Genomic DNA, 21,382 nt, shown 5'->3' on the forward strand with positions numbered 1-21,382 from the left:
GGGGCGCGGGGAACTGCGCGACCAGCCCCCACGCACCCGCAGCCGCGAAACAACAGCTCCAACCGACCCCGTGCGCTCGTGCGCCCGCGCCGCGCCCGGCTCACAGCCCAGCGGGCCCCGGCCCTCTCCCGGACAACACCTCTCCATACGCCTGCATCAGATCCGGCAACCGCAAGGTCGACAGGTCGTCCCGCGACAACATCCCGGGATACACGGACAACCGGAGATCCCGGTACGCACAGCTCTTCTCGTACAGCGTCCGCAAGAACCGCCCGTTACCGAGCTCGTCGATCCACCCCTGGTCGACCACATGCCCGGCGATCGACCGCAGCTCGTCCAACGCCTCCTCGTCCCACACGTCACCGTTCTCCGCCGCCAACACCTCACCGATGGACGTGAGTTCAAGCGGCCGGTACGAAGGAAAGTCGACGCGAGTCGTGAAACGGGACGACAACCCGGGGTTCGCCGCCAGCAGTCGATCCATGCCCTCCGGATAGCCCGCCAGGATCACCACGAGGTGGTCGCGATTGTCCTCGGCCCGCTTCAACAGCACCTGCAAGGCCTCGTCGCCGTACGCGTCCCCCTTGCCGTAACCGGAGTTGGAGAGCGAGTACGCCTCGTCGACGAAGAGGACGCCACCGATGGCCGAGTCGATCAACTCGTTGGCTTTCACGGCCGTTTGGCCGAGATACTCACCGACCAGGTCCGCCCGCTGCGCCTCGACGAGATGGTCCCCGCCGAGCAGCCCGAGTGCATAGAAGACCCGCCCGAGAATGCGCGCCACGGTGGTCTTGCCGGTACCCGAGGGCCCGGAGAAGACGAAGTGCCGTTTCGGCGGCTGAACCGGCAGCCCCTGCCCGGCCCGCAGCCGCGCCATGTTCAACTGGGCGGACAGCGCCTTGACTTGGCGCTTGACCGGCTCCAGCCCCACCATGCGCTCCAGCTCGTCGAGCGCCTCCTCCAGTAAGACGGGATCGGTGGGCCCCGTGGGCAGCGGCAGCACCGGATTGGAGGTCTTCTCCCGCACCGAGTCACCCGCGCCGGGCAACGGCCCGGTCGGCGGCAGACCGGGCTCCGACAGCTTCAGATCCCGCCCCTCCGCACCGAACAGCGGATCGAGCCCGTCCGGCCCCTCCAGCGCGTCCTGCCCGCCGGAGAGCGTGATCGCCGCGAGGTCGGTCACGTCCTCGGACCCGTCGTACCCGTCGGAGTCGGTGATCGCCGCGAGCCGCGCCGAGGTGTCCATGAACGCGGGGTCGACCCGGTGCACCGCCCGGTACAGGGGGAGCGCGGCGGCACTGCGCCCGGTGCCCTCGTGGGCCCGCGCCAGCCAGTACCGCAACTCCTTGCGCTGCGGCTGTTCGCTGCGACAGCGCATCAGCGCCGAGGACAGCAGCGGTTCGGCCTGGCCGTACATCTCAAGGCGCACCCGCGCCATCCCGCCGAACAACCCGGCCTCGATACCCAGGAGTTGGTCGTTGATCAGCGGATCAGTGTGCCGGACCAGCTGCTCCCAGTCCTTGACCAGATAGGCCCGGCACGCGTGCAGGAAGCGGACCTGGTGATCGGTGTCCACGGGCGGCAGTCCCGCCAACGCCCGGTCCAGCTCCGGCACATGACGGCCGTCCAGCCAGTGCGAGGCGTGCGCGAGCAGCAGATCACGCGGGCTCTCCAGCACGGGCTGCACCCACCAGCCCAGCCAGTACCAGGAGTTGAGCGTACGGCGGTGCCTGGTGCGCTGTTCCCCGAAGCGTTCACGATGCCGGTACATCCGCAGCAGCGCGGTCGTCGTGTCGACGCGCAGCGCGTGCAGTCCGAGCCAGCCGTCGGCCATCCCGGGATCCATCCGTACCGCGGTGCGGAACTCCTCCTCCGCCTGCGGATAGGCGCCCATCGTGTAGGCGTCCACGCCTCGCAGCCACGCGAGGTCGGCCGGGGCCTCGGGGCCCTGCGTGCCGAAGTCCATCACGTCCCCCCACAAACCGTGCCCCCGTTGATTCGCCGCCGGGCCGGCGCCCGTCGGCAGTCTGGGTCGAACCGCTGTGCCGTGGACGGGAGTTGCCGTGGTGCGCGAAGCAGCCGTCCGTCGGTCGCACCCTGGGCATCGTACCTGCGGGGCAGTCGCCCATCGAAGGGTGCCGCACAGGCCGTTTGACGAGGTGGGAGCAGATGGGGCGCACTCAGGACGGTGACCCAGGGTGAGCAAATCACGGCTCGTAGCGGCCGGAAAACGTGCTGGGAGCAGAACGAAGCCCCCGATCACGGGGGAACAACCGGGGGCTTCGCGACTCTGGGCGGCTTCGAATCGGCCGCGCATTCAGAACGTAAGACCTGTACGGCCCCTGGGTCAAGCCGAGTTGAGGCACTCAAGCAAGTTCGAGCGGAAGGGTCTTCACAAGTTCAGCACACTGCGGGCGGTTCGTCACCGTGGGTGACCTGATGGTCCGGTCCAACCGTCCCTGAGGGCCCCGCGAGCACCTCGTACCCCTTTCCCAACTGCCGTACCAGGAAGTCCGCGTGGGGGCGCGAAGGGTCTTTGGCGAAGTGTTCGTGTTCCGCCTCGACCCATCCGTCCCAGAAGCCCCGCTGCTCCGTTCCGTCCCGCAGCCGGCCCCGTCTCCACGACTCCTCCCGGGGCAGCTCCATCCACAGCAGCCCCGCGAGGAACGGGCGCACCGTCCGGCGTCCCGCACCGACGCCCTCGACGAGGATCACCGGCGCGGGCGGCAGCGCGCGGGGCGCCGCGAAGTGTCGGGCGTGCCAGTCGTAGGGGGCGTAGTGGGCGGTCTCGCCGCGGCCGAGCGGGGTGATCACCTGGCTCAGCAGCCGCTCGGTCCAGCCGAACAGTTCGTCGTGGGTGGCGAGGTCGTCCAGGTGCAGGACGGGGGCGCCGCCCAGGGCCTCGGCCAACTGCCCGGCGAACGTGGACTTCCCGGACCCCGCGTGCCCGTCGACGCCGACGAGCCGGATCGGGCCGCAGGACGGGGGCAGCTTGCTCAGGCGATGGGCGAGGTCGTGCATGGCTGGTCCCGGGAGGTCGTGGGGCGGGTGCTGCCGCAGGTCACCGGGACAGTGTAGGGAGCGGTGCCTCCCGCCCCAGCTCATACCACTGGTCGATACCAATATTGGTGGGTGTGGCGAGGTTCGAAGTGCTGGCCGCGGAGTGCCGTGTGTGTTCATAGTGGGCGCACAGTCGTCCATTGGATCTGTCCCGACTGGATCTGTCCCGACTCGGAACACCCGGGGGTCTTCCGCCCATGAGCAGAGCCGAACAGCCGTCCCGCAGAACCGTCCTGGCCGCCGCGGTCGCCGCCGCCGTGGTGAGCGGCACGGGCCCGGCGGTCGCCGGCACCGCGAGCGCCGCCGACACCGCCGATCCCGACCGCGCCCCGTCGCGCCTGGTCGACAACCACGCCTGGACCACGTACGCCGACTGGCGCCGCGGCGCCGCCCAGGGCACCCGCGCCGTCGCGGGCTCCCGCCCGGGTCTGGAGATCGGCGCCGCTCTCGGCAGCGTCGACTACACGGACCCGCACACCCAGAAGACGGCGGCCTGGGAGTACGCGACCTGGACGTCCCCCGTCCACAAGCTCTCCGTCCCGGCCACGGAGACCATCGCGTCCTGGAACGCGCACACCCCGGCCGGCACCTGGATCCAGATCGAGCTGCACGGCACGTACTCCGACGGCACGGACACCCCCTGGTACGTGATGGGCCGCTGGGCGGCCGGCGACCAGGACATCAAGCGGACCTCCGTCGACGACCAGACGGACGGCAAGTCCACGATCTGGACGGACACCTTCGCGATCGACGACGCCACGACAGGCCTGCGCCTCGCGTCGTACCGACTCCGCCTGACCCTCTATCGCAAGCCCGGCACCAAGCTCACCCCCACGGTGTGGCGGCTCGGCGCGATGGGCTCCGACATCCCGGACCGCTTCACGGTCCCGGCGTCGACCCCCGGTCTGGCGCAGGAGTTGATCGTCCCGCGGTACTCGCAGGAGATCCACGTAGGCCAGTACCCGGAGTACGACAACGGCGGCGAGGCCTGGTGCAGCCCCACCTCCTCGCAGATGATCATCGAGTACTGGGGCGGCCGCCTCACCCCGGAGCAACTCGCCTGGGTCGACCCGGCGTTCGCCGACCCGCAGGTCGACAACGCGGCCCGCTTCACCTACGACTACCAGTACGAGGGCTGCGGCAACTGGCCGTTCAACGCCGCCTACGCGGCGACGTACAAGGGCCTCCAGGGCGTGGTCACCCGGCTCGGCTCGCTCGGCGACCTGGAGACGCTGATCGCGGCGGGCATCCCGGCCATAACGTCCCAGTCGTTCCTGGCCACCGAACTGACCGGCGCGGGCTACGGCACCTCAGGCCACCTGATGACCGTGATCGGCTTCACCGCCGACGGTGACGTGATCGCCAACGACCCCAACTCGCCCACCGATCCGGCCGTCCGCCGCGTCTACAACCGGCGCGAGTGGGAGAACATCTGGCTGCGCACCAAGCGGTACAACGCCTCCGGCAAGCTCTCCTCCGGTACCGGCGGCGTCTGCTACCTCTACTTCCCCGCGCACCCGACCGCCCGCCAGCTCAAGGCCCTCGCGGCGGTGGGCGTGCGCTGACCCCGTGCCGGAGACCGAGGTCCCTGTGACCAAGGTCTCCGGCGCAAAACCCGACAGGGATGGCAAGGTGGACGAAACGGGGGAGTCCACCGCACATCCGACCTCTGCGAGCCATCATGACCGCACACTCAGCCGGCGCCGCCCGCACCCGTACCCGTACCGGCGGCCCCAAGGGCGAGGGTCCGAAGATCGTCGAGCACGTCATGGGCTGGACCCTTGTCGTCGTGATCGCGATGCTTGTGACCCAAATCGGCCTGCTGTGACCTGACGCATACGCGACCTGCCATACTGCGGTTGACCCAGCCCAGTTGGAGAGCCAGAGTCGAAATTGGAAATCAGTCAGCAGCGTGACGTCCCACGTCCCAGGGCGCGCGGTACCGAGCGTTCCTTGGCGCGCCGCGCCGAACTCATCACCATCGGCCGGAAGTTGTTCGCCGACACGTCCTACGACGCGCTGTCCATGGATGACATCGCGCGGCAGGCGCATGTCGCCAAAGGGCTGATCTACTACTACTTCCAGTCCAAGCGCGGCTACTACCTGGCGATCATCAACGACTCGGTCGCCGACCTGGTGACCTTCGCGGCGAGCGGTCTCGAACTGCCCCAACTCGACCGCGTGCAGCGGACGATGGACAGCTATCTGCGCTGGGCCGAGCACAACCAGGCCGCGTACCGCACGATCGTGAGCGGCGGCGTCGGCTTCGACGCCGAGGTGCACGCCATCCGCGACGGGGTGCGCGCGGCGATCGTCGCGACCATCGCCGACGGGGCGTACGGCCGCACCGACATCTCCCGGATCGCCCGCATGGGCCTGTTCGGCTGGGTGTGCAGCGTCGAGGGCGCGACCCTTGAGTGGATCAGCACCTCCGACCTTTCCCGCGAGACGATGCGCGAGATCCTCGTGAAGACCCTCGGCGGCACCCTGCGCGCCATCGAGGAACTGGACCCCGCCCATCCGGCGCCGTCGCCCGCCCGCCGGGACGGCTGAATCAGCGGTTCCGGCCGGTTCCGGACGACCGGGCTATTCTTGAAGTAAGCGGTCGTTAACTGGTGACGCGGGACCTTCGATCGGGCATACTCACAGCGCAGAGCCGCTGGTCAGCCGCTTCCGAGACCCGGGAGTAGGAGCAGCGGCCGCATCCGTGCGGTACCCGGCCACGTCGCCTCGACCCCAGGCGTACGCCCGCCGATGTGCCCGACAGGGAGGAGAGCGTCGCCATGCCCGACCGCGCCCCGCAGCCGGTGGACCGGCAACTGCCCACGGACGAGGCCCGGGATCTGATCTCGCTGGCCCGCGACATCGCGCAGCGCGAGATCGCCCCGAGGGCGGCCGAGGAAGAGGACGCTGGACACTTCCCGCGCGAGATCTTCACCCTGCTCTCCCGGTCGGGACTGCTCGGCCTTCCGTACGACTCGGAGTACGGCGGCGGCGACCAGCCGTACGAGGTCTACCTCCAGGTCCTCGAAGAGCTCGCCGCGGCCCGCCTCACCGTCGGCCTCGGCGTCAGCGTCCACTCCCTCTCCTGCCACGCGCTGGCCAACTACGGCACCAAGCAGCAGCAGGTCGAGCACCTGCCCGCGATGCTCGGCGGCGGCCTCCTCGGCGCCTACTGCCTCTCCGAACCCTCCTCCGGCTCCGACGCGGCCTCCCTGCGCACGAAGGCCGTACGGGACGGCGAGGACTGGGTGATCGACGGCACCAAGGCCTGGATCACGCACGGCGGCATCGCCGACTTCTACACGGTCATGGCCCGCACCGGCGAGGACGGCCCGCGCGGGATCAGCGCCTTCCTGGTGCCCGGCGACGCGGCCGGTCTGAGTGGCGCGGCACCGGAGAAGAAGATGGGCATGAAGGGCTCGCCCACCGCCCAGGTCCACTTCGACGGCGTCCGGGTCCCCGACGAACGGCGCCTCGGCGAGGAGGGCCAGGGCTTCGCGATCGCCCTGTCCGCGCTGGACTCGGGCCGCCTCGGCATCGCGGCCTGCGCGATCGGCCTGGCCCAGGCGGCACTTGACGAAGCGGTGGCCTACGCGAGCGGCCGGCAGCAGTTCGGGCGCCCGATCTCCGACTTCCAGGGCCTGCGCTTCATGCTCGCCGACATGGCCACCCAGATCGAGGCGGGCCGCGCCCTCTACCTCGCGGCGGCACGGCTGCGCGACGCGGGCCGCCCGTTCGCCAAACAGGCCGCCATGGCCAAACTCCACTGCACCGACACCGCGATGAAGGCCACGATCGACGCCGTCCAGGTCCTCGGCGGCTACGGCTACACCGCGGACTTCCCGGTCGAGCGCTACATGCGCGAGGCCAAGGTCCTACAGATCGTCGAGGGCACGAACCAGATCCAACGGATGGTCATCGCCCGCCACTTGGCGGGCCCGGAAACCCACCGAACCGGCTGACGCCTGAGCCGCCGGCTACCGGCGCCCCTGGCACGGACAGCCTTGTGCGGGAGAACCCCATGGCCGATCAGGCGCCGTCGATCCCCTCCGACCTGATCCACCGGGCAGACCTGAGCGGCGGCGCCGCCAGCCGCACCCACTCCGGGTCGTGCCGCCCCGGCAGGGTGCGGCCCCGGTCGGCCCAACTCCGCATGAGATCAAGGTAGATGGGCGGGTCCTGGGGCTGCGGAGGCGCAGGCGGAACCGATTCTGCCGGTACGGGGACGAAGATCCGGCGCTGACGCCCGGTCGGCGCATAAGTGGGGGTCATACCAAGGCAACGGAAGGGCATGTCGACAAGTCACCGGTGCCGGTATTCGAGCGTGAGTTCACCGGCGTACAGGTCACGGCTATGGCGACCGTACCCGACCTGACGTACCGTCACCTCCACTGTCCCCAGGGGAGGTTAGCCGTGGCAGACGACCGTCCCGTGCCCCTCGACGAGTACCCCGTGCACCAGGTCCCCCTCTCGATGAAGCACGTCGCGACCGGCGACCGGAACGCCTACGACCGCTGCATCTTCCACGTGTTCGACCACGAGGGCCGCGCCCTGCTCATCCTCGGCCTCGGCGTCTACCCCAACGTCGGGGTGATCGACGCCTACGCGACCCTCCGCACCGGAGACGTACTCCACGCGGTCCGCGCCTCGGACGCCCTCGGCGACGACCGCATGCACCTGGCCGTCGGCCCGCTGCGCATCGAGGTGGAGGAGCCCCTGCACCGCCTCCGCCTCCGCTGCGAGGACAACTCCCTCTCGTACGACCTCACTTGGACCGCAGACTTCCCAGCCCTCTGGGAACCCCACCACGTCCAGTACCGCGGCGACCGGCTCACCCTCGAAGGACGCCGCTTCGTCCAGGCGGGCGGTGTGGAGGGCGTGATCCGCGCCGGCGACGAGGAGTTCCGGGTCTCCGCCGGTGGCTGGACCGGTACCCGTGACAGGAGTTGGGGCGTGCGGCCGATCCCGGGCGAGGAGGGTGGCCGGCTCGGCGAGGACCACCCCACCGAGGGCTTCCACTGGATCTGGTGCCCGGTCCGCTTCGAGGACCGCTTCCTGATGGTCATCGTCCAGGAGGACGCCGACGGCTACCGCACCCTGAACGAGGCGACCGTCGTCCGCCCCGGCCACCGCGACCGCCAACTCGGCTGGCCCCGGGCCGAGATCACCTACGGCTCCGGCACCCGCCACCCCGAGCGCGCCCTCATCCACCTCGGCGACGCACGCAAACCCCAGGAACTCGACGTCGAGATCCTGACCTCCTCACCCCTGGCGATCGGCGCCGGCTACCCACCCGCCGACGACTGGCAACACGGCACCTGGCGCGGCCGAGCCTGGACCGACAGCCGCACCTACGACCTCACCCAGCCCACCCCGCTCGCCGCCTACGGCGTCACCGACCACGCGGCCCGCTTCCGCCTCGACGGCCAGGTGGGCCACGGCATCTTCGAGCACGGCTCCTTCGGCCGCCACGACCCGAGCGGCTTCACCGGCTTCGACTCGGTTGCCCCGTAAGGCAGTTGAGGTGACATCTCGGCGGCGCCGTAGGGAGCCGAGGTGATGTGGACCGCCCCGTAAGGGAGTTGAGACATGGCGACAGCACCCCGCCCCCGCACCACCACCCGCGACCCGGAGGAACTCGCCCACCGCCTCACCGCCTGGCTCGACACCCGCCTGCCCGGCGCCAAGGCGGTAGACGTCAGGGTCCCCTCCTCGAACGGCATGTCCAGCGAGACCCTGCTCTTCGACATCGAGCACCCCGAACCCCCGCTCCACGCCTGCGCGTTGAGACTCGCGGCCGACCCGGCGGCGTACACCGTCTTCCCGGTCTACGACATGCCGCGCCAGTTCCGCACGATGCGGCTGGTCGCCGACCGGACCGATCTGCCGGTACCCGAAGTGCGTTGGCTGGAGGAGGACCCGGGGCCGCTCGGCGCGCCGTTCTTCGTCATGGAGCGTGCCGAGGGACGGGTGCCGCCGGACGTCATGCCCTATACGTACGAGGGGAATTGGCTGCACGCGGCGACCGACGCGGAACGCGCACATCTTGAGGCCGCCTCGGTCGCGCTCATCGCCCGCCTCCACGACCAAGTCCCGCTGTCCGAGGCCGAGTTCCCCGCGCTCCCGGGCGACGGCGATGCCCTCCACCGTCATGTCGCATCCCAACGTGCCTACTACGCATGGGTGGTTGACGGGCTCGCCCGCTCACCGCTCATCGAGAGCGCCTTCGACCGGCTCACGGAACTCTGGCCGACCGACCCCGGCGAACCGGTCCTCAACTGGGGCGACGCGCGCATCGGGAACGTCGTCTACGACGGGTTCGACCCCGTCGCCGTCCTCGACTGGGAGATGGCGGCCCCGGCCCCGCGCGAGGTGGACCTCGGCTGGACCGTCTATCTGCACCGCTTCTTCCAGGACCTGACGGTCGCCTTCGGCCAGCCGGGGCTGCCGGAGTTCTTCCGCCGGGACCGGGTGGAGGCCCGGTATGCCGAACTCACCGGTCACACCCCGCGCGACATGGACTTCTACACCCTGTACGCGGCCCTGCGGCACGCGATCGTGATGCTCCGTATCGCCTACCGGCAGGTGCACTTCGGCGAGGTGACCGTCCCGGCGGACCCGGACACACTGATCCTGCACCACGACAGCCTGCGGGCCATGGTGCAGGGCAGCTACTGGGGTTGAGCGGGAGCGCTCAGGCGGCGGGGCGCATGACGGGCACCCGCATCGGGCGCGAGCTGGGGCCACCGACGTGCGAGAAGGGCTGCGTCCGCCAGTCGAGGCCCTGAGGGAGCGTCAACAGCAGCGCGGTGTCCTGCTCCTGGGGCTCCGCCGTCTCGTCGGCGGACCGGGCGTCGGACGCCTCACGACCCGTACCGGCGCAGACCGTCAGCCCGAAGGGGTTCCACGGCGAGGCACACAGCGCGTGCTCCGGCAGCACCTCCTCGTCGGCGAGGAGCGCGATGGGCTGCACGCAGTCCGGGCAGATGACCCGGTACATCTCGAAGGTGTCGTACGCGTCGAGCTCTTCGGCGTCGAAATCGTCGGATTCGACGCCCTCCGGCTCGGAGTCGACGACGAGCTGCGGCCGCTTGGGCGCGGTGCGTCCAGGGCGCTTAAGACTCTGCATGGGTTCTCCCCCTACTGGGCTGGGCCGTGAAGGCGCTGCGGCCTCGACCACAGCAAGCACTTCCCGTCCCGTCTCCGCGGTAATCACGAGACCATCACGGAGACCGTCCGGGGGCTGTGGTGTTCGTCACATGCCGCCCGCAGATGCCCGAGGCGGCGGATTTGTCCCCGGCCGCCGTACGGGTCGCCCTCCGCCACATCACGAACCGGGTATGACCTGCGCCGCCTAGGTATCGGAGGAGATCAGCCGCACTGTAGGTTCTTGCGTCATGGAGGAGCTGGACCGACAAATCGTGCAGCTGCTCGTCAAGGACGGGCGGATGAGCTACACAGACCTGGGCAAGGCCACGGGTCTGTCCACGTCGGCCGTGCACCAACGGGTGCGCCGGCTGGAGCAGCGGGGCGTCATCCGCGGGTACGCCGCGGTCGTCGACCCGGAGGCGGTGGGCCTGCCCATGACCGCCTTCATCTCGGTGAAACCGTTCGACCCCAGCGCCCCCGACGACATCGCGGACCGCCTCTCCGACGTCCCCGAGATCGAGGCCTGCCACAGCGTCGCGGGCGACGAGAACTACATCCTCAAGGTGCGGGTCTCCACCCCGCACGAACTGGAGGAGCTGCTGGCCCGGCTGCGCGGCCTGGCCGGTGTCTCGACCCGGACCACCGTGGTGCTGTCGACGCCGTACGAGGCCCGCCCGCCGCGCATCTGACGGACCTGCGTTCGGGGCGGCGCCGGTGAGGCGCGAGACTGTTCCCCATGAGTGAGCGCACCCCCGAGCCGTCGACCGTCCTGCTCCGCCGCGGCGAAGTCCACAGCCCCGCCGACCCCTTCGCGACCGCGATGGTCGTGGAGCGCGGCCAGGTCGCCTGGGTCGGCTCCGAGGGCGCCGCCGACGCCTTCGCGGACGGCGTCGACGAGGTGGTCGACCTCGACGGCGGGCTGGTCACCCCGGCGTTCACGGACGCACACGTCCACACCACCGCCACCGGCCTCGCGCTCACCGGCCTCGACCTGTCCGACGCGCCCTCCCTGGAGGCGGCCCTGTCCCTCGTCCGGGACTTCGCCGCCGCCCGCCCGGCCGACCGCGTCCTGCTCGGCCACGGCTGGGACGCCGCCCGCTGGCCCGGGGGCCGCCCGCCGACCCGCGCCGAACTCGACACGGCGACCGGCGGACGCCCGCTGTACCTCTCCCGCATCGACGTCCACTCGGCGGTCGTCACCACGGCCCTGCTCGACCTGGTCCCCGGCTTCGAGGCGCCGGACGGCCCCCTCACCGCCGACGCCCACCACGCCGTACGCGCCACCGCGCTGGCCGCCATCACGCCGGAGCAGCGCGTCGTGGCCCAGCGCACCGCCCTGGCCCGCGCGGCGTCCCTGGGCGTCGGTTCGGTCCACGAGTGCGCGGGACCGGACATCTCCTCCGAGGACGACTTCACGGGCCTGCTGCGGCTCGCCCGTGAGGAGCTCGGGCCGCGCGTCGTCGGCTACTGGGCCGAGCAGGACGTGGCGAAGGCGCGGGAGCTGGGCGCCGTAGGGGCTGCCGGGGACCTCTTCGTCGACGGCTCCATCGGCTCGCACACCGCCTGTCTGCACCAGCCGTACACCGACGCCGGGCACACCGGCATCGCGTACCTCGACGCGGACGCCGTCGCCGCCCATGTCGTCGCGTGCGCCGAGGCGGGCCTCCAGGCGGGCTTCCACGCCATCGGGGACGCCGCGGTGACCGCGGTGGTCGACGGCTTCCGGGCAGCCGCGGAGAAGGTCGGCCTGGGCCGCGTCCGCGCCGCCCGCCACCGCGTCGAACACGCCGAGATGCTCACCCCGGAGACCATCGCGGCCTTCGCCGAGCTGGGTCTGACCGCTTCCGTGCAGCCCGCCTTCGACGCGCTGTGGGGCGGCGAGGAGGGCATGTACGCCCAGCGGCTGGGTGCGGAGCGGGCGCGTGCCCTGAACCCCTTCGCGGCCCTGCTGCGGGCCGGTGTGCCCCTCGCCTTCGGTTCCGACAGCCCGGTCACGCCGATCGACCCCTGGGGCACGGTTCGCGCCGCCGCGTTCCACCGGACGGCTGAACATCGGGTCTCCGTGCGGGCCGCGTTCACCGCGCATACGCGGGGCGGCTGGCGGGCCGTAGGACGGGACGACGCGGGTGTTCTGGTGCCGGGCGCACCCGCCGACTACGCCGTCTGGCGGACCGACGCCCTGGTGGTGCAGGCGCCCGACGACCGGGTCGCGCGCTGGTCGACCGACCCGCGCTCCGGCACACCCGGACTGCCCGACCTGACGCCCGGCGGCGACCTTCCCGTCTGCCTGCGCACCGTCGTGGGCGGACGGACGGTGTTCGTACGGCCGGGCGAGTGATCTCCCGGGGTGGCGCGCCCCCGATCCACGGCCGCCGCCCTGTCGCGCGACCTGCGCATCCTCTGCCCTGACCAGCCGGTTGAGGGAGAAAGGCCAGGTCAAACGGCTGTTGACAGGCGGCCGCAGGGGGCCGGTAGGTTCGTCCGAGTCCACCACCGGACGCCCGACCGGGGAACCTCCGAGCAATCGCCGAAGCGCCGCTGGGTCAGGGTCGGTGTGCCGCACCGGGCACCGAAACTGGGAGCCAGGCTCAGCGCCCGCGCCACGGCGAGGGAACGTTCCGGCCGGTCGGCTGGTGTGACCCGGGTGGGGCCCGGACGTTCAGTAGACAACGGCCTTGGTCGACCCGCAGCCGGCGGGTCCCAGGTCGGCCCGAAGGGCGCCGGGCCCCCATCCGCAGCACTGGATACCGAAAAGGACGTTCTTACCCCGTTCTTGTCGAATCGACACCGCCGTACGAACGACGTGGCACGTCATGCCAGGCCGCGGCCACTATGGTGGACGCCTGCGTACGGACATGAAGGGGCAGCAGTGAACGACGGCGACGGAGCCCTCGCGGCACAGGCCCAGGGGCGGAAGTTCGGCCCGCTCGGCAAGGCCTTGGTGATCATCCCGACCTACAACGAGGCGGAGAACATCAAGTCCATCGTCCGGCGGGTGCGGCAGTCGGTCCCCGAGGCTCATGTCCTCGTGGCGGACGACAACAGCCCCGACGGCACCGGCAAGCTGGCCGACGAGCTGGCGGCCGAGGACGAACAGGTCCAGGTGCTGCACCGCAAGGGCAAGGAAGGCCTCGGCGCCGCCTACCTGGCGGGCTTCCACTGGGGCATGGACAACGGCTACGGCGTCCTCATCGAGATGGACGCCGACGGCTCCCACCAGCCCGAGGAGCTGCCCCGGCTGCTCACCGCGCTCAAGGGCGCGGACCTGGTGCTCGGCTCCCGCTGGGTGCCTGGTGGCCGGGTGGTGAACTGGCCGAAGTCCCGTGAGTTCATCTCCCGCGGCGGCAGCCTCTACTCGCGCGTGGCCCTCGACCTGCCGCTGCGCGACATCACCGGCGGCTACCGGGCCTTCCGCCGCGAGACCCTCGAAGGCCTCGGCCTGGACGACGTGGCCTCTCAGGGCTACTGCTTCCAGGTCGACCTGGCCCGCCGCGCGGTCCGGGCCGGCTATCACGTCGTCGAGGTCCCCATCACCTTCGTGGAGCGCGAACTCGGCGACTCCAAGATGAGCCGCGACATCCTCATCGAGGCCCTGTGGCGGGTCACTACGTGGGGCGTGGGCGAGCGCGTCGGTAAACTCCGAGGCCGCGGCAACCCCGGGAGAAAGCCTTCACAGCCGTAGCCCCACGACTTCACAGGCCTCGTTGATCGTCCGCTTATCCCGCACTGAGCCGGGCCCAGGCACACTGGACGTATGACGACTGGCGCACCCACCCCTTCCTCCGCCGCCCGGCCTCCGCGTTCCCGGCTGCGTACGTTCCTGCCGTTGGGCATCGCCGTGTGGCTGGTGCTGGAGATCTGGCTGCTGACGGTGGTCGCGGGCGCGTCGAGCGGTCTCACGGTCTTCCTGCTGCTCCTCGCCGGGTTCGTGCTCGGCGCCGTGGTGATCAAGCGGGCGGGCCGCCGGGCCTTCCAGAACCTGAGCCAGGCCGTGCAGCAGGGCACCGCCCCGGCCAGCGGCGGTGGCAGCGGCCTGATGATGCTGGGCGGTCTGCTGCTGATGATCCCCGGCCTGATCTCGGACGCCCTGGGCCTGCTCCTGCTGATCCCGCCGGTCCAGAAGGCCCTGGGACGCTACGCGGAGCGCGTGGTCGAGCGGAAGCTCGGCAAGGCCGCCCCGGGCACCCTGGGAGACGCCTTCCAGCAGGCCCGTATGCACCGGCCGGACGGCAAGGTCGTCCAGGGCGAGGTCATCCGCGACGAGCCCGGCAGTGACGCCCCTCAGGGCCCGCGCCCGCCGCTCACCCGCTGACGCTCCTCCCGGACACCGGGACACCGGGACCCTGGACACGCAAAAGCGCGGGCGCCGTACATGTTCGTACGGCGCCCGCGCTTACTTGCTTGTACTTGTTCGTGCGGTAGAACCGCTCCGGACCTTCAGGACTAGGCCGACTTGCGGCTGTCCCTCGGGTGAACCGCGATATTCATCGCGCCGGAACGGAGAACGGCAAGACGCTCCTCAAGGACCTCTTCGAGTTCCTCGCGGGTGCGCCGCTCCATCAGCATGTCCCAGTGGGTACGCGCGGGCTTGGCCTTCTTTTCCTCAGGGCCGTCGCCGTCGACCAGGAGTGCCTGGGCCCCGCAGACCTTGCACTCCCACTCCGGCGGAATCTCCGCCTCGACCGAGAAGGGCATCTCAAAGCGATGTCCCTTCTCGCATGCGTACTCCACGGCCTGGCGTGGTGCCAGGTCGATACCGCGGTCCGTCTCGTAGCTGGTCACCACGAGGCGCGTGCCGCGAAGAGCTCGCTCACTCATGAATCGTGCCTCCCGGGCTTGTCGCCCACAGGACAGGTGTCGCTGTCGTCGTCATCCGGTCAACGTCCGGTCGGCGGTAAAGATTCCCGTACGGGGTCATGCGTCGCCGTCGTAGCCGCCCCTTGTTGTACCCACCAGCGCCCGGTTTGTCACATCTACTAGCAGATGTCACCTAGCGATTCGTCATCTTTGACGCGCAGTAACGGTACGCCAGGCAGGCCAAACGCGTACACTACCGCCCTTTCGTCTCCAGCGCTAAATCCTCTCGGGAAGAGGATTCCCCGCGTCGCTGATCGCCCGCGCCACCGGAACCCGCGCGAGCAGCACGAATCCCACCACGAAGAAGACCACCAGGGAGATGATCGCGTCCCGATAACTTCCGGTCAGCTGGTAGGTCACCCCGAACAGAAGGGGGCCCAGCCAGCTCATGCCCCGATCGCTCATCTCGTACGCCGAGAAGTACTCGGCCTCTTTCCCGGGCGGCACGAGATGGGAGAACAGGGACCGGGACAGCGCCTGGCTGCCGCCCAGGACGAGGCCGATGCCGGCGGCCAGCACGAAGAACCAGACGGGCGCCCCGGCGGGCAGGAAGTACCCGGCGGCCAGCGTCACCGTCCACGCGACCAGCGAGCCGAGAATCGTCCGCTTGGCCCCGTACGTCCGGGCGAGTCGCCCCATGCCGAGCGCGCCGGCCACCGCGAGCACCTGGACCATCAGGACGGCCGTGATGAGCGTGGACTGGCTCAGGCCCAGTTCCTCGGAGCCGTACACGGATGCCTGGGAGATCACCGTCTGGATGCCGTCGTTGTAGATCAGGTAGGCGAACAGGAAGGACAGGGTGAGTGGTTTGCCGCGCATGTCCCGCACGGTCGCCGCGAGCTGCCGCCAGCCCTGCGCCGTCGGCGCCTCGGACGTCGTACGGCCGCGGTCGCGCAGCCGGTTCAGCGGTACGAGGGTGAAGGCGCCCCACCAGATCCCGGCCGAGGCGAGACAGATGCGGACGGCCATCGACTCGGAGAGGCCGAAGGAGTCGTGGGCCGTGAAGAGGATCAGGTTCAGGACGAGGACGAGGGAGCCGGCCGCGTAGCCGAAGGCCCAGCCGCGGGAGGAGACCGCGTCGCGCTCCTCCGGAGGGGCGATCTGCGGGAGGTAGGAGTTGTACACGACCATCGAGACGGCCACGGAGGAGTTGGCGACGATCAGCAGGAAGCCGCCGAGGAGATAGCGGTCGCCGTCCAGGAAGAACAGGCCCGTGGTGGCGGTCGCGCCCACATAGGCGGCGAGCGCCAGGAGTGGCTTCTTGCGGCCTGTACGGTCGGCTGCCGCGCCCGCGAGGGGCATGACCAGGATCGACACGATGACGGACGCGGAGACCGTGTAGGCGAAGAAGGAACCCGCCCGGATCGGTATCCCCAGGGGATGCACGAACCCGTCCGGGTCCGCCGCCGCCTTCGCGACCGAGGTCAGATACGGGCCCAGGAACACGGTGAGCACGCTCGTCGAGTAGACGGAGCAGGCCCAGTCGTAGAAGTACCAGCCGCGCTGCTCGCGCCGCCGCTCGTCGGCCTCGTCGGCCGGCTGTGACCGCAGGGTGTCGGTACCCACCCGTGCCCTCGTTTCTCCGTGGACGCGTCGCCCCGGGGGCTCAGGCCCAGACGCCCCGCTCCACCATGACCTCGCGCAGTGTGTCGATGTGATCGGTCATGATGCCATCGACCCCCAGGTCCAGGAGCCGGTGCATGCGATCGGCCTCGTTGATGGTCCACACGTGGACCTGCACTCCACGCGCGTGTGCGGCCTGCACGAAGCGCCGGTCAACCACAGGGACGCCCGACTGCTCCTCGGGCACCTGTGCGGCGACCGCCGAACGGCGCACCGGGAGAGGCGCGCCCCAGGACCGCAGCCGCAGATTCAGCACCCCGCGCGTGCCGAACGACGTGGCCAGGCGCGGCCCGGCCAGGTGCTGGGCGCGGACCACGCGCTTCTCGGAGAAGGAGCCGACGAGGACGCGGTTCCAGGAGGCGGTGCGCTCCAGGAGATCCAGGAGGGGACGCAGCGCCGGCTCCGCCTTGATGTCGACGTTCCAGTGCACCTCGGGGAAGGTCTCCAGCAACTCCTCGAAGAGGGGCACCGGTTCCTTGCCCGCCACGCGCGCGTGGCCCACGTCCGACCAGAACAGGTCCGCGATCCGCCCGGCGCCGTCGGTCACCCGGTCCAGGGTCTCGTCGTGGAAGGCGACGAGCTTCCCGTCCGCCGTGGCGTGGACGTCGGTCTCGATGTACCGGTAGCCCAGTTCGACCGCGCGGCGGAACTGGAACACGGTGTTCTCCAGGCCGTCCGCCGCCCCGCCCCGGTGGGCGAAGGGGATCGGACCGGGGTGGTCGAGGTACGGATGACGTATGAGCGTGGTCACCGGGGCAGTATCGCCCGTTCCGGTGACCCGGTGGCTACGACCGTGCTGCCGCCCGATGCCGACGGGGCGGCGAACACGCGCAGGAAGAGCTGGGCCAGCGGTCCGATCGCCAGGGCGTAGAGCAGGGTGCCGATGCCGACGGTGCCGCCGAGCGCGAAGCCGGTGGCCACGACCGCGACCTCGATCGCCGTCCGGATCAGGCGGATGGAGCGGCCTGTGCGCCGGTGCAGCCCGGTCATCAGGCCGTCGCGCGGGCCCGGTCCGAAGTTCGCGGAGATGTAGAGCCCGGTGGCGGCCCCGTTGAGCACGATGCCCGCCAGGAGCAGCGGAATCCGTACGGCCAGACCGTGCGCGTCAGGGACCAGGGCCAGGGTGCCGTCCATCGCGAGGCCGACCACGAACACGTTGGAGACCGTGCCAAGGCCCGGGCGCTGGCGCAGCGGGATCCACAGGAGAAGCACCGCCGCGCCCACGATGATCGAGACGACGCCGATCGTCAGGCCGGTGAGTTCGGCGAGGCCCTGGTGCAGCACGTTCCAGGGCTCCAGGCCCAGGCCCGACACCACCAGGAGCGCCGAGCTCGCGCCGTACAGCGCGAGTCCGACGTACAGCTGGACCAACCGTCGTCCGAGGCGGCTCTGCGTGGACAAAGGGGGCTCCTTGGTGGTGGTAGTGGCCTGACACATGGCACTCTGTGGCTTGAGAACGAATGCCATCCATGGCCAATTCCGGGAAGGTGGACTGGTTTCCATGGCGCAGTGGACCTCGGCGATGGGCGCCGCACAGCTCGCCCGGCTGCTCAACTCCCAGCAGGACCGGCCGGCGGGGCCAGGTACCCGCCGCCCGCCCGCCTATCGGGCGCTAGCGGACGGCATCCGGCTGCTTGTCCTGGAGGGGCGCGTCCCGGTGGCCGCCCGGCTGCCCGCCGAGCGGGAGCTGGCCCTGGCGCTGTCCGTGAGTCGCACCACCGTCGCCGCCGCCTACGAGGCGCTGCGTACCGAGGGGTTCCTGGAGTCCCGGCGCGGGGCCGGCAGCTGGACCTCCGTACCGGCCGGAAACCCGCTCCCCGCGCGCGGGTTGGAGCCGTTGCCCCCGGAGGCACTCGGTTCGGTGATCGACCTCGGCTGCGCCGCCCTGCCCGCGCCCGAGCCGTGGCTCACCCGGGCCGTGCACGGCGCCCTGGAGGAACTGCCGCCGTACGCCCACACACACGGCGACTATCCGGCCGGGCTGCCCGCGCTGCGCGCGATGATCGCCGAGCGGTACACCCTGCGCGGGATCCCGACCATGCCCGAGCAGATCATGGTGACGACCGGTGCGATGGGCGCCATCGACGCCATCTGCCATCTCTTCGCGGGGCGCGGCGAGCGGGTCGCCGTCGAGTCGCCCTCGTACGCCAACATCCTTCAGCTGATGCGGGAGGCGGGTGCCCGGCTGGTGCCCGTGGCGATGGCCGACGGGCTCTCCGGCTGGGACATGGACCGCTGGCGCCAGGTGCTGCGCGACGCCGCACCCCGGCTCGCGTACGTCGTCGCCGACTTCCACAACCCGACCGGCGCCCTCGCCGACGACGACCAGCGCAGGCGCCTCGTGGACGCGGCCCGCTCGGCAGGCACCGTGCTCGTCGCCGACGAGACGATGACCGAGCTGTGGCTGGACGACGACGTCGACATGCCGCGCCCCGTCTGCGGCTTCGACCCGGCCGGTTCGACGGTGATCACCGTCGGCTCCGCCAGCAAGGCCTTCTGGGCGGGCATGCGCATCGGCTGGGTCCGCGCGGCCCCCGACGTGATCCGCAGCCTGGTAGCGGCCCGTGCCTACGCCGACCTGGGCACCCCGGTGTTGGAGCAACTCGCCGTCAACTGGCTGTTCAGCACCGGAGGTTGGGAACAGGCCGTGGACATCCGGCGCGCCCAGGCCCGCGAGAACCGGGACGCGCTCGTCGCGGCGCTACGGCGGGAGCTGCCCGACTGGGAGTTCGAGGTGCCCAAGGGCGGGCTCACGCTGTGGGTGCGCACGGGCGGACTGTCGGGCTCACGGCTCGCCGAGATGGGGGAGCGCGTCGGGGTCCGGGTGCCGTCCGGGCCGCGCTTCGGCGTCGACGGCGCCTTCGAGGGCTATGTGCGACTGCCGTTCACCGTCGGCGGCGCGGTGGCCGAGGAGGCGGCGGTACGGCTGGCCGCGGCGGCTCGGCTGGTGGAGAACGGGGTCACCGGGGGCGGCGGCGAATCGCCGCGCACTTTCGTGGCGTAGGTGGGAAAGACGCACCCGGGTTCGGCGCGGGCGGGCGACTCCCGGCCGCCCGCGCCGACCTCTTATGAAGTCTCCTTATGAAGTCTCCGCCACGGCGGCATCGACCACCGCTTCCGTCGCTACCGTCTCCTCCGCGTCCGCCGGTGTCGTGCGCGGCGGGAGCAGGGCCAGGACCGCCTGGCGGTGCGCGTCGTTCGTCGCGTCGTCGTACGGGTCCGGGGTGGCCGGGACCTGGAGGCGGTGGACGGGGCCGCTGCCGAGGCGGGCGTAGCCGCGGCCCGGGGGGACCTGGGCGATCGGCGTGGTGTGCGGGGGAGCGCCCAGCACCGCCTCCAGCTGGGCGGCGGTGGCGGGGCCGAGGACGACACGCGCGCGAGTGTGCTGCCGTACGGCGTCGCTGAGGGTGTCCGCGCTGTCGAACTGGTCGGCCACCACGACCGTCACATTGGCCGCGCGGCCGTGCCGGAGGGGGACCTGGAGGAGGGACTGGGGGTCCTGGTAGCCGTCGGCCGTCGCCACGTGGGCGAAGGCGCTGGGGCGGTCCAGGATGATCCACAGGGGGCGCCTGGTGTCGTCCGGTGCCGGGTGGCCCGACTGGCGGGCGCGGTTGGCCGCGATCAGTCGGCGTTCGGTCTCCTGGGCGGCCCACTCCAGGCTGGCCAGTGCTCCGGTCAGCCCGCACTCGACCGCCAGGACGCCGTCCCGGCCGGTGAGGCACGCGTACTCGCCGGTGCCGCCGCCCTCGACGATCAGGACGTCGCCGTACTGGAGGGCCTGGAGGGCGATCGAGCGCAGCAGGGTGGAGGTGCCGCTGCCGGGCTGGCCCATGACCAGCAGGTTCGGCTCGGTGGAGCGGATGCCGGTGCGCCAGACGACCGGCGGGACGTCGCGCTGTTCCTCACCGTGGGTGAGGGGGAGCGTGCGGTGGACCTGGGTCGGGTCGGTGAAGCCCAGGACGGTCTCGCCGGGGGCGGTGACGAAGCGCTGGGCGGCGATGTCGGTGGGGAGCGGGGCGAGGACGCCGATCGTGAGCTGGTTGCCCTCCTCGTCCCATGCGAAGTGGTACTCCCGGCCGCGGCCGGACTTCGCGGTGAGCAGCTGCTCGATCCGCGCGCGGGAGTCGGCCTCGCCGTCGGTGAAGTACGCCGGATAGCGGACGACCAGATGGGAGATCCGGCCCGCGCCGTCGAACTCGTAGGCGGGGAACGCCTTCTCCCAGTCTCCGCCGTGGGCGAACAGGGGAGCCGGGTCCTCGGCGGCCGAGAAGTAGGGCACCAGCGCCTCGTAGAGGGACTGGAGGCGCTGGGTCTGGGACTCGTCGGGCCCTTCGGGCGCCGGCGTGGTGCGATCGCGGCCGTGCCATGCCGCCGCCGCCATCAGGGTGATGGCGGCGAGCAGCGGGCCGTACGGGACCAGGGCCACGACCAGGATCACCGAGGCCACCAGGAAGAGCAGCGGCCCGCGCTTGTCCTTGGGGGTCTCGGCCCATCTGCGCCGGCCGGCGGATGCCAGCCGGCGCAGACCCTTGGTGATCGTGATCACTGGATGGAGGACATCGGTGGCGCTGTCGGCCGCCGTCCGGGCCGGCTCCCGGCTCCGGGCGATCTGGGCGGTGCCGTTGCTCAGGATGCGGGGGAGGGGGCGCCGGGCCACTGCTGTCTCCTGAAGGTCCGTACGGGTGGTTGC

General features: G+C 71.0%; 20 protein-coding genes. 11 read left to right on the forward strand and 9 right to left on the reverse strand.

What is annotated here, in order from left to right; genetic code table 11:
• Positions 1–100: 100 nt before the first annotated feature.
• A complete protein-coding gene (locus OG194_RS39315; RefSeq protein ID WP_327405488.1) occupies positions 101–1,966 on the reverse strand; it encodes an AAA family ATPase in 1,866 nt (621 codons plus the stop codon).
• Positions 1,967–2,400: 434 nt separating this feature from the next.
• Entirely contained in the window at positions 2,401–3,021 is a 621-nt protein-coding gene (locus OG194_RS39320) for a uridine kinase family protein (RefSeq protein ID WP_327405489.1), read from the reverse strand.
• 236 nt (positions 3,022–3,257) lie between these two features.
• On the opposite strand from OG194_RS39320, the gene OG194_RS39325 reads away from it, so the two are divergent.
• From OG194_RS39325 to OG194_RS39340, 4 genes are all read left to right on the forward strand, one after another.
• Positions 3,258–4,625, forward strand: coding sequence for a peptidase C39 family protein (locus tag OG194_RS39325; RefSeq protein ID WP_327405490.1), 1,368 nt, complete (start codon positions 3,258–3,260; stop codon positions 4,623–4,625).
• A 116-nt stretch (positions 4,626–4,741) separates the two neighbouring features.
• A complete protein-coding gene (locus OG194_RS39330) occupies positions 4,742–4,888 on the forward strand; it encodes an SCO1431 family membrane protein (protein WP_327405491.1) in 147 nt (48 codons plus the stop codon).
• Between the two features lie 65 nt (positions 4,889–4,953).
• Positions 4,954–5,613 (forward strand): TetR/AcrR family transcriptional regulator, encoded by a 660-nt coding sequence (locus tag OG194_RS39335; protein ID WP_327405492.1) that lies wholly within the window; start codon positions 4,954–4,956, stop codon positions 5,611–5,613.
• A 230-nt stretch (positions 5,614–5,843) separates the two neighbouring features.
• Positions 5,844–7,025 carry an acyl-CoA dehydrogenase family protein gene (locus OG194_RS39340; protein WP_327405493.1) on the forward strand — a complete coding sequence of 394 codons (1,182 nt, stop codon included), beginning with the start codon at positions 5,844–5,846 and terminating at the stop codon, positions 7,023–7,025.
• A 67-nt stretch (positions 7,026–7,092) separates the two neighbouring features.
• On the opposite strand, the gene OG194_RS39345 is transcribed toward OG194_RS39340, so the two are convergent.
• The gene (locus OG194_RS39345) at positions 7,093–7,218 is read right to left on the reverse strand and encodes a hypothetical protein (RefSeq protein WP_327405494.1); all 126 of its coding nucleotides are present in this window, start codon (positions 7,216–7,218) and stop codon (positions 7,093–7,095) included.
• 258 nt (positions 7,219–7,476) lie between these two features.
• Here OG194_RS39345 and OG194_RS39350 point away from each other — a divergent pair, with 258 nt between their 5' ends.
• Together OG194_RS39350 and OG194_RS39355 are read left to right on the forward strand one after the other, a co-directional pair.
• On the forward strand, positions 7,477–8,577 hold the full coding sequence (locus OG194_RS39350; RefSeq protein ID WP_327405495.1) for a hypothetical protein: 1,101 nt from the start codon (positions 7,477–7,479) through the stop codon (positions 8,575–8,577).
• Between the two features lie 75 nt (positions 8,578–8,652).
• Positions 8,653–9,747: a phosphotransferase family protein gene (locus OG194_RS39355; RefSeq protein ID WP_327405496.1), complete on the forward strand. Its 1,095-nt coding sequence runs from the start codon at positions 8,653–8,655 to the stop codon at positions 9,745–9,747.
• 10 nt (positions 9,748–9,757) lie between these two features.
• Here the strand turns inward: OG194_RS39355 and OG194_RS39360 are convergent, their stop codons facing one another.
• Positions 9,758–10,192, reverse strand: coding sequence for a hypothetical protein (locus OG194_RS39360; protein ID WP_327405497.1), 435 nt, complete (start codon positions 10,190–10,192; stop codon positions 9,758–9,760).
• 268 nt (positions 10,193–10,460) lie between these two features.
• On the opposite strand from OG194_RS39360, the gene OG194_RS39365 reads away from it, so the two are divergent.
• The 4 genes from OG194_RS39365 to fxsA all read left to right on the forward strand — a co-directional run bounded on the left by OG194_RS39365 (position 10,461) and on the right by fxsA (position 14,524).
• A complete protein-coding gene (locus OG194_RS39365) occupies positions 10,461–10,901 on the forward strand; it encodes an Lrp/AsnC family transcriptional regulator (RefSeq protein ID WP_026150833.1) in 441 nt (146 codons plus the stop codon).
• A 47-nt stretch (positions 10,902–10,948) separates the two neighbouring features.
• Entirely contained in the window at positions 10,949–12,550 is a 1,602-nt protein-coding gene (locus OG194_RS39370; RefSeq protein ID WP_327405498.1) for an amidohydrolase, read from the forward strand.
• Between the two features lie 531 nt (positions 12,551–13,081).
• Entirely contained in the window at positions 13,082–13,894 is an 813-nt protein-coding gene (locus OG194_RS39375) for a polyprenol monophosphomannose synthase (protein ID WP_327405499.1), read from the forward strand.
• Positions 13,895–13,966: 72 nt separating this feature from the next.
• Positions 13,967–14,524 carry an FxsA family membrane protein gene (gene fxsA / locus OG194_RS39380; RefSeq protein WP_327405500.1) on the forward strand — a complete coding sequence of 186 codons (558 nt, stop codon included), beginning with the start codon at positions 13,967–13,969 and terminating at the stop codon, positions 14,522–14,524.
• Positions 14,525–14,655: 131 nt separating this feature from the next.
• On the opposite strand, the gene OG194_RS39385 is transcribed toward fxsA, so the two are convergent.
• The 4 genes from OG194_RS39385 to yczE all read right to left on the reverse strand — a co-directional run bounded on the left by OG194_RS39385 (position 14,656) and on the right by yczE (position 18,129).
• Positions 14,656–15,030: an RNA polymerase-binding protein RbpA gene (locus OG194_RS39385; protein ID WP_003977404.1), complete on the reverse strand. Its 375-nt coding sequence runs from the start codon at positions 15,028–15,030 to the stop codon at positions 14,656–14,658.
• A gap of 255 nt (positions 15,031–15,285) precedes the next feature.
• The gene (locus OG194_RS39390; protein ID WP_327405501.1) at positions 15,286–16,635 is read right to left on the reverse strand and encodes an MFS transporter; all 1,350 of its coding nucleotides are present in this window, start codon (positions 16,633–16,635) and stop codon (positions 15,286–15,288) included.
• Between the two features lie 40 nt (positions 16,636–16,675).
• Positions 16,676–17,443, reverse strand: coding sequence for a glycerophosphodiester phosphodiesterase (locus OG194_RS39395; RefSeq protein ID WP_327405502.1), 768 nt, complete (start codon positions 17,441–17,443; stop codon positions 16,676–16,678).
• On the reverse strand, positions 17,440–18,129 hold the full coding sequence (yczE, locus tag OG194_RS39400; protein ID WP_327405503.1) for a membrane protein YczE: 690 nt from the start codon (positions 18,127–18,129) through the stop codon (positions 17,440–17,442). Before yczE ends, OG194_RS39395 begins: the two co-directional genes overlap by 4 nt.
• Positions 18,130–18,193: 64 nt before the next feature.
• On the opposite strand from yczE, the gene OG194_RS39405 reads away from it, so the two are divergent.
• On the forward strand, positions 18,194–19,696 hold the full coding sequence (locus tag OG194_RS39405) for an SCO1417 family MocR-like transcription factor (protein ID WP_327405504.1): 1,503 nt from the start codon (positions 18,194–18,196) through the stop codon (positions 19,694–19,696).
• A 75-nt stretch (positions 19,697–19,771) separates the two neighbouring features.
• Here the strand turns inward: OG194_RS39405 and OG194_RS39410 are convergent, their stop codons facing one another.
• Entirely contained in the window at positions 19,772–21,349 is a 1,578-nt protein-coding gene (locus OG194_RS39410; RefSeq protein WP_327405505.1) for a hypothetical protein, read from the reverse strand.
• Positions 21,350–21,382: the final 33 nt, after the last annotated feature.

Origin of the sequence: Streptomyces sp. NBC_01288 (genome assembly GCF_035982055.1) — a bacterium.
Lineage (GTDB): Bacteria > Actinomycetota > Actinomycetes > Streptomycetales > Streptomycetaceae > Streptomyces.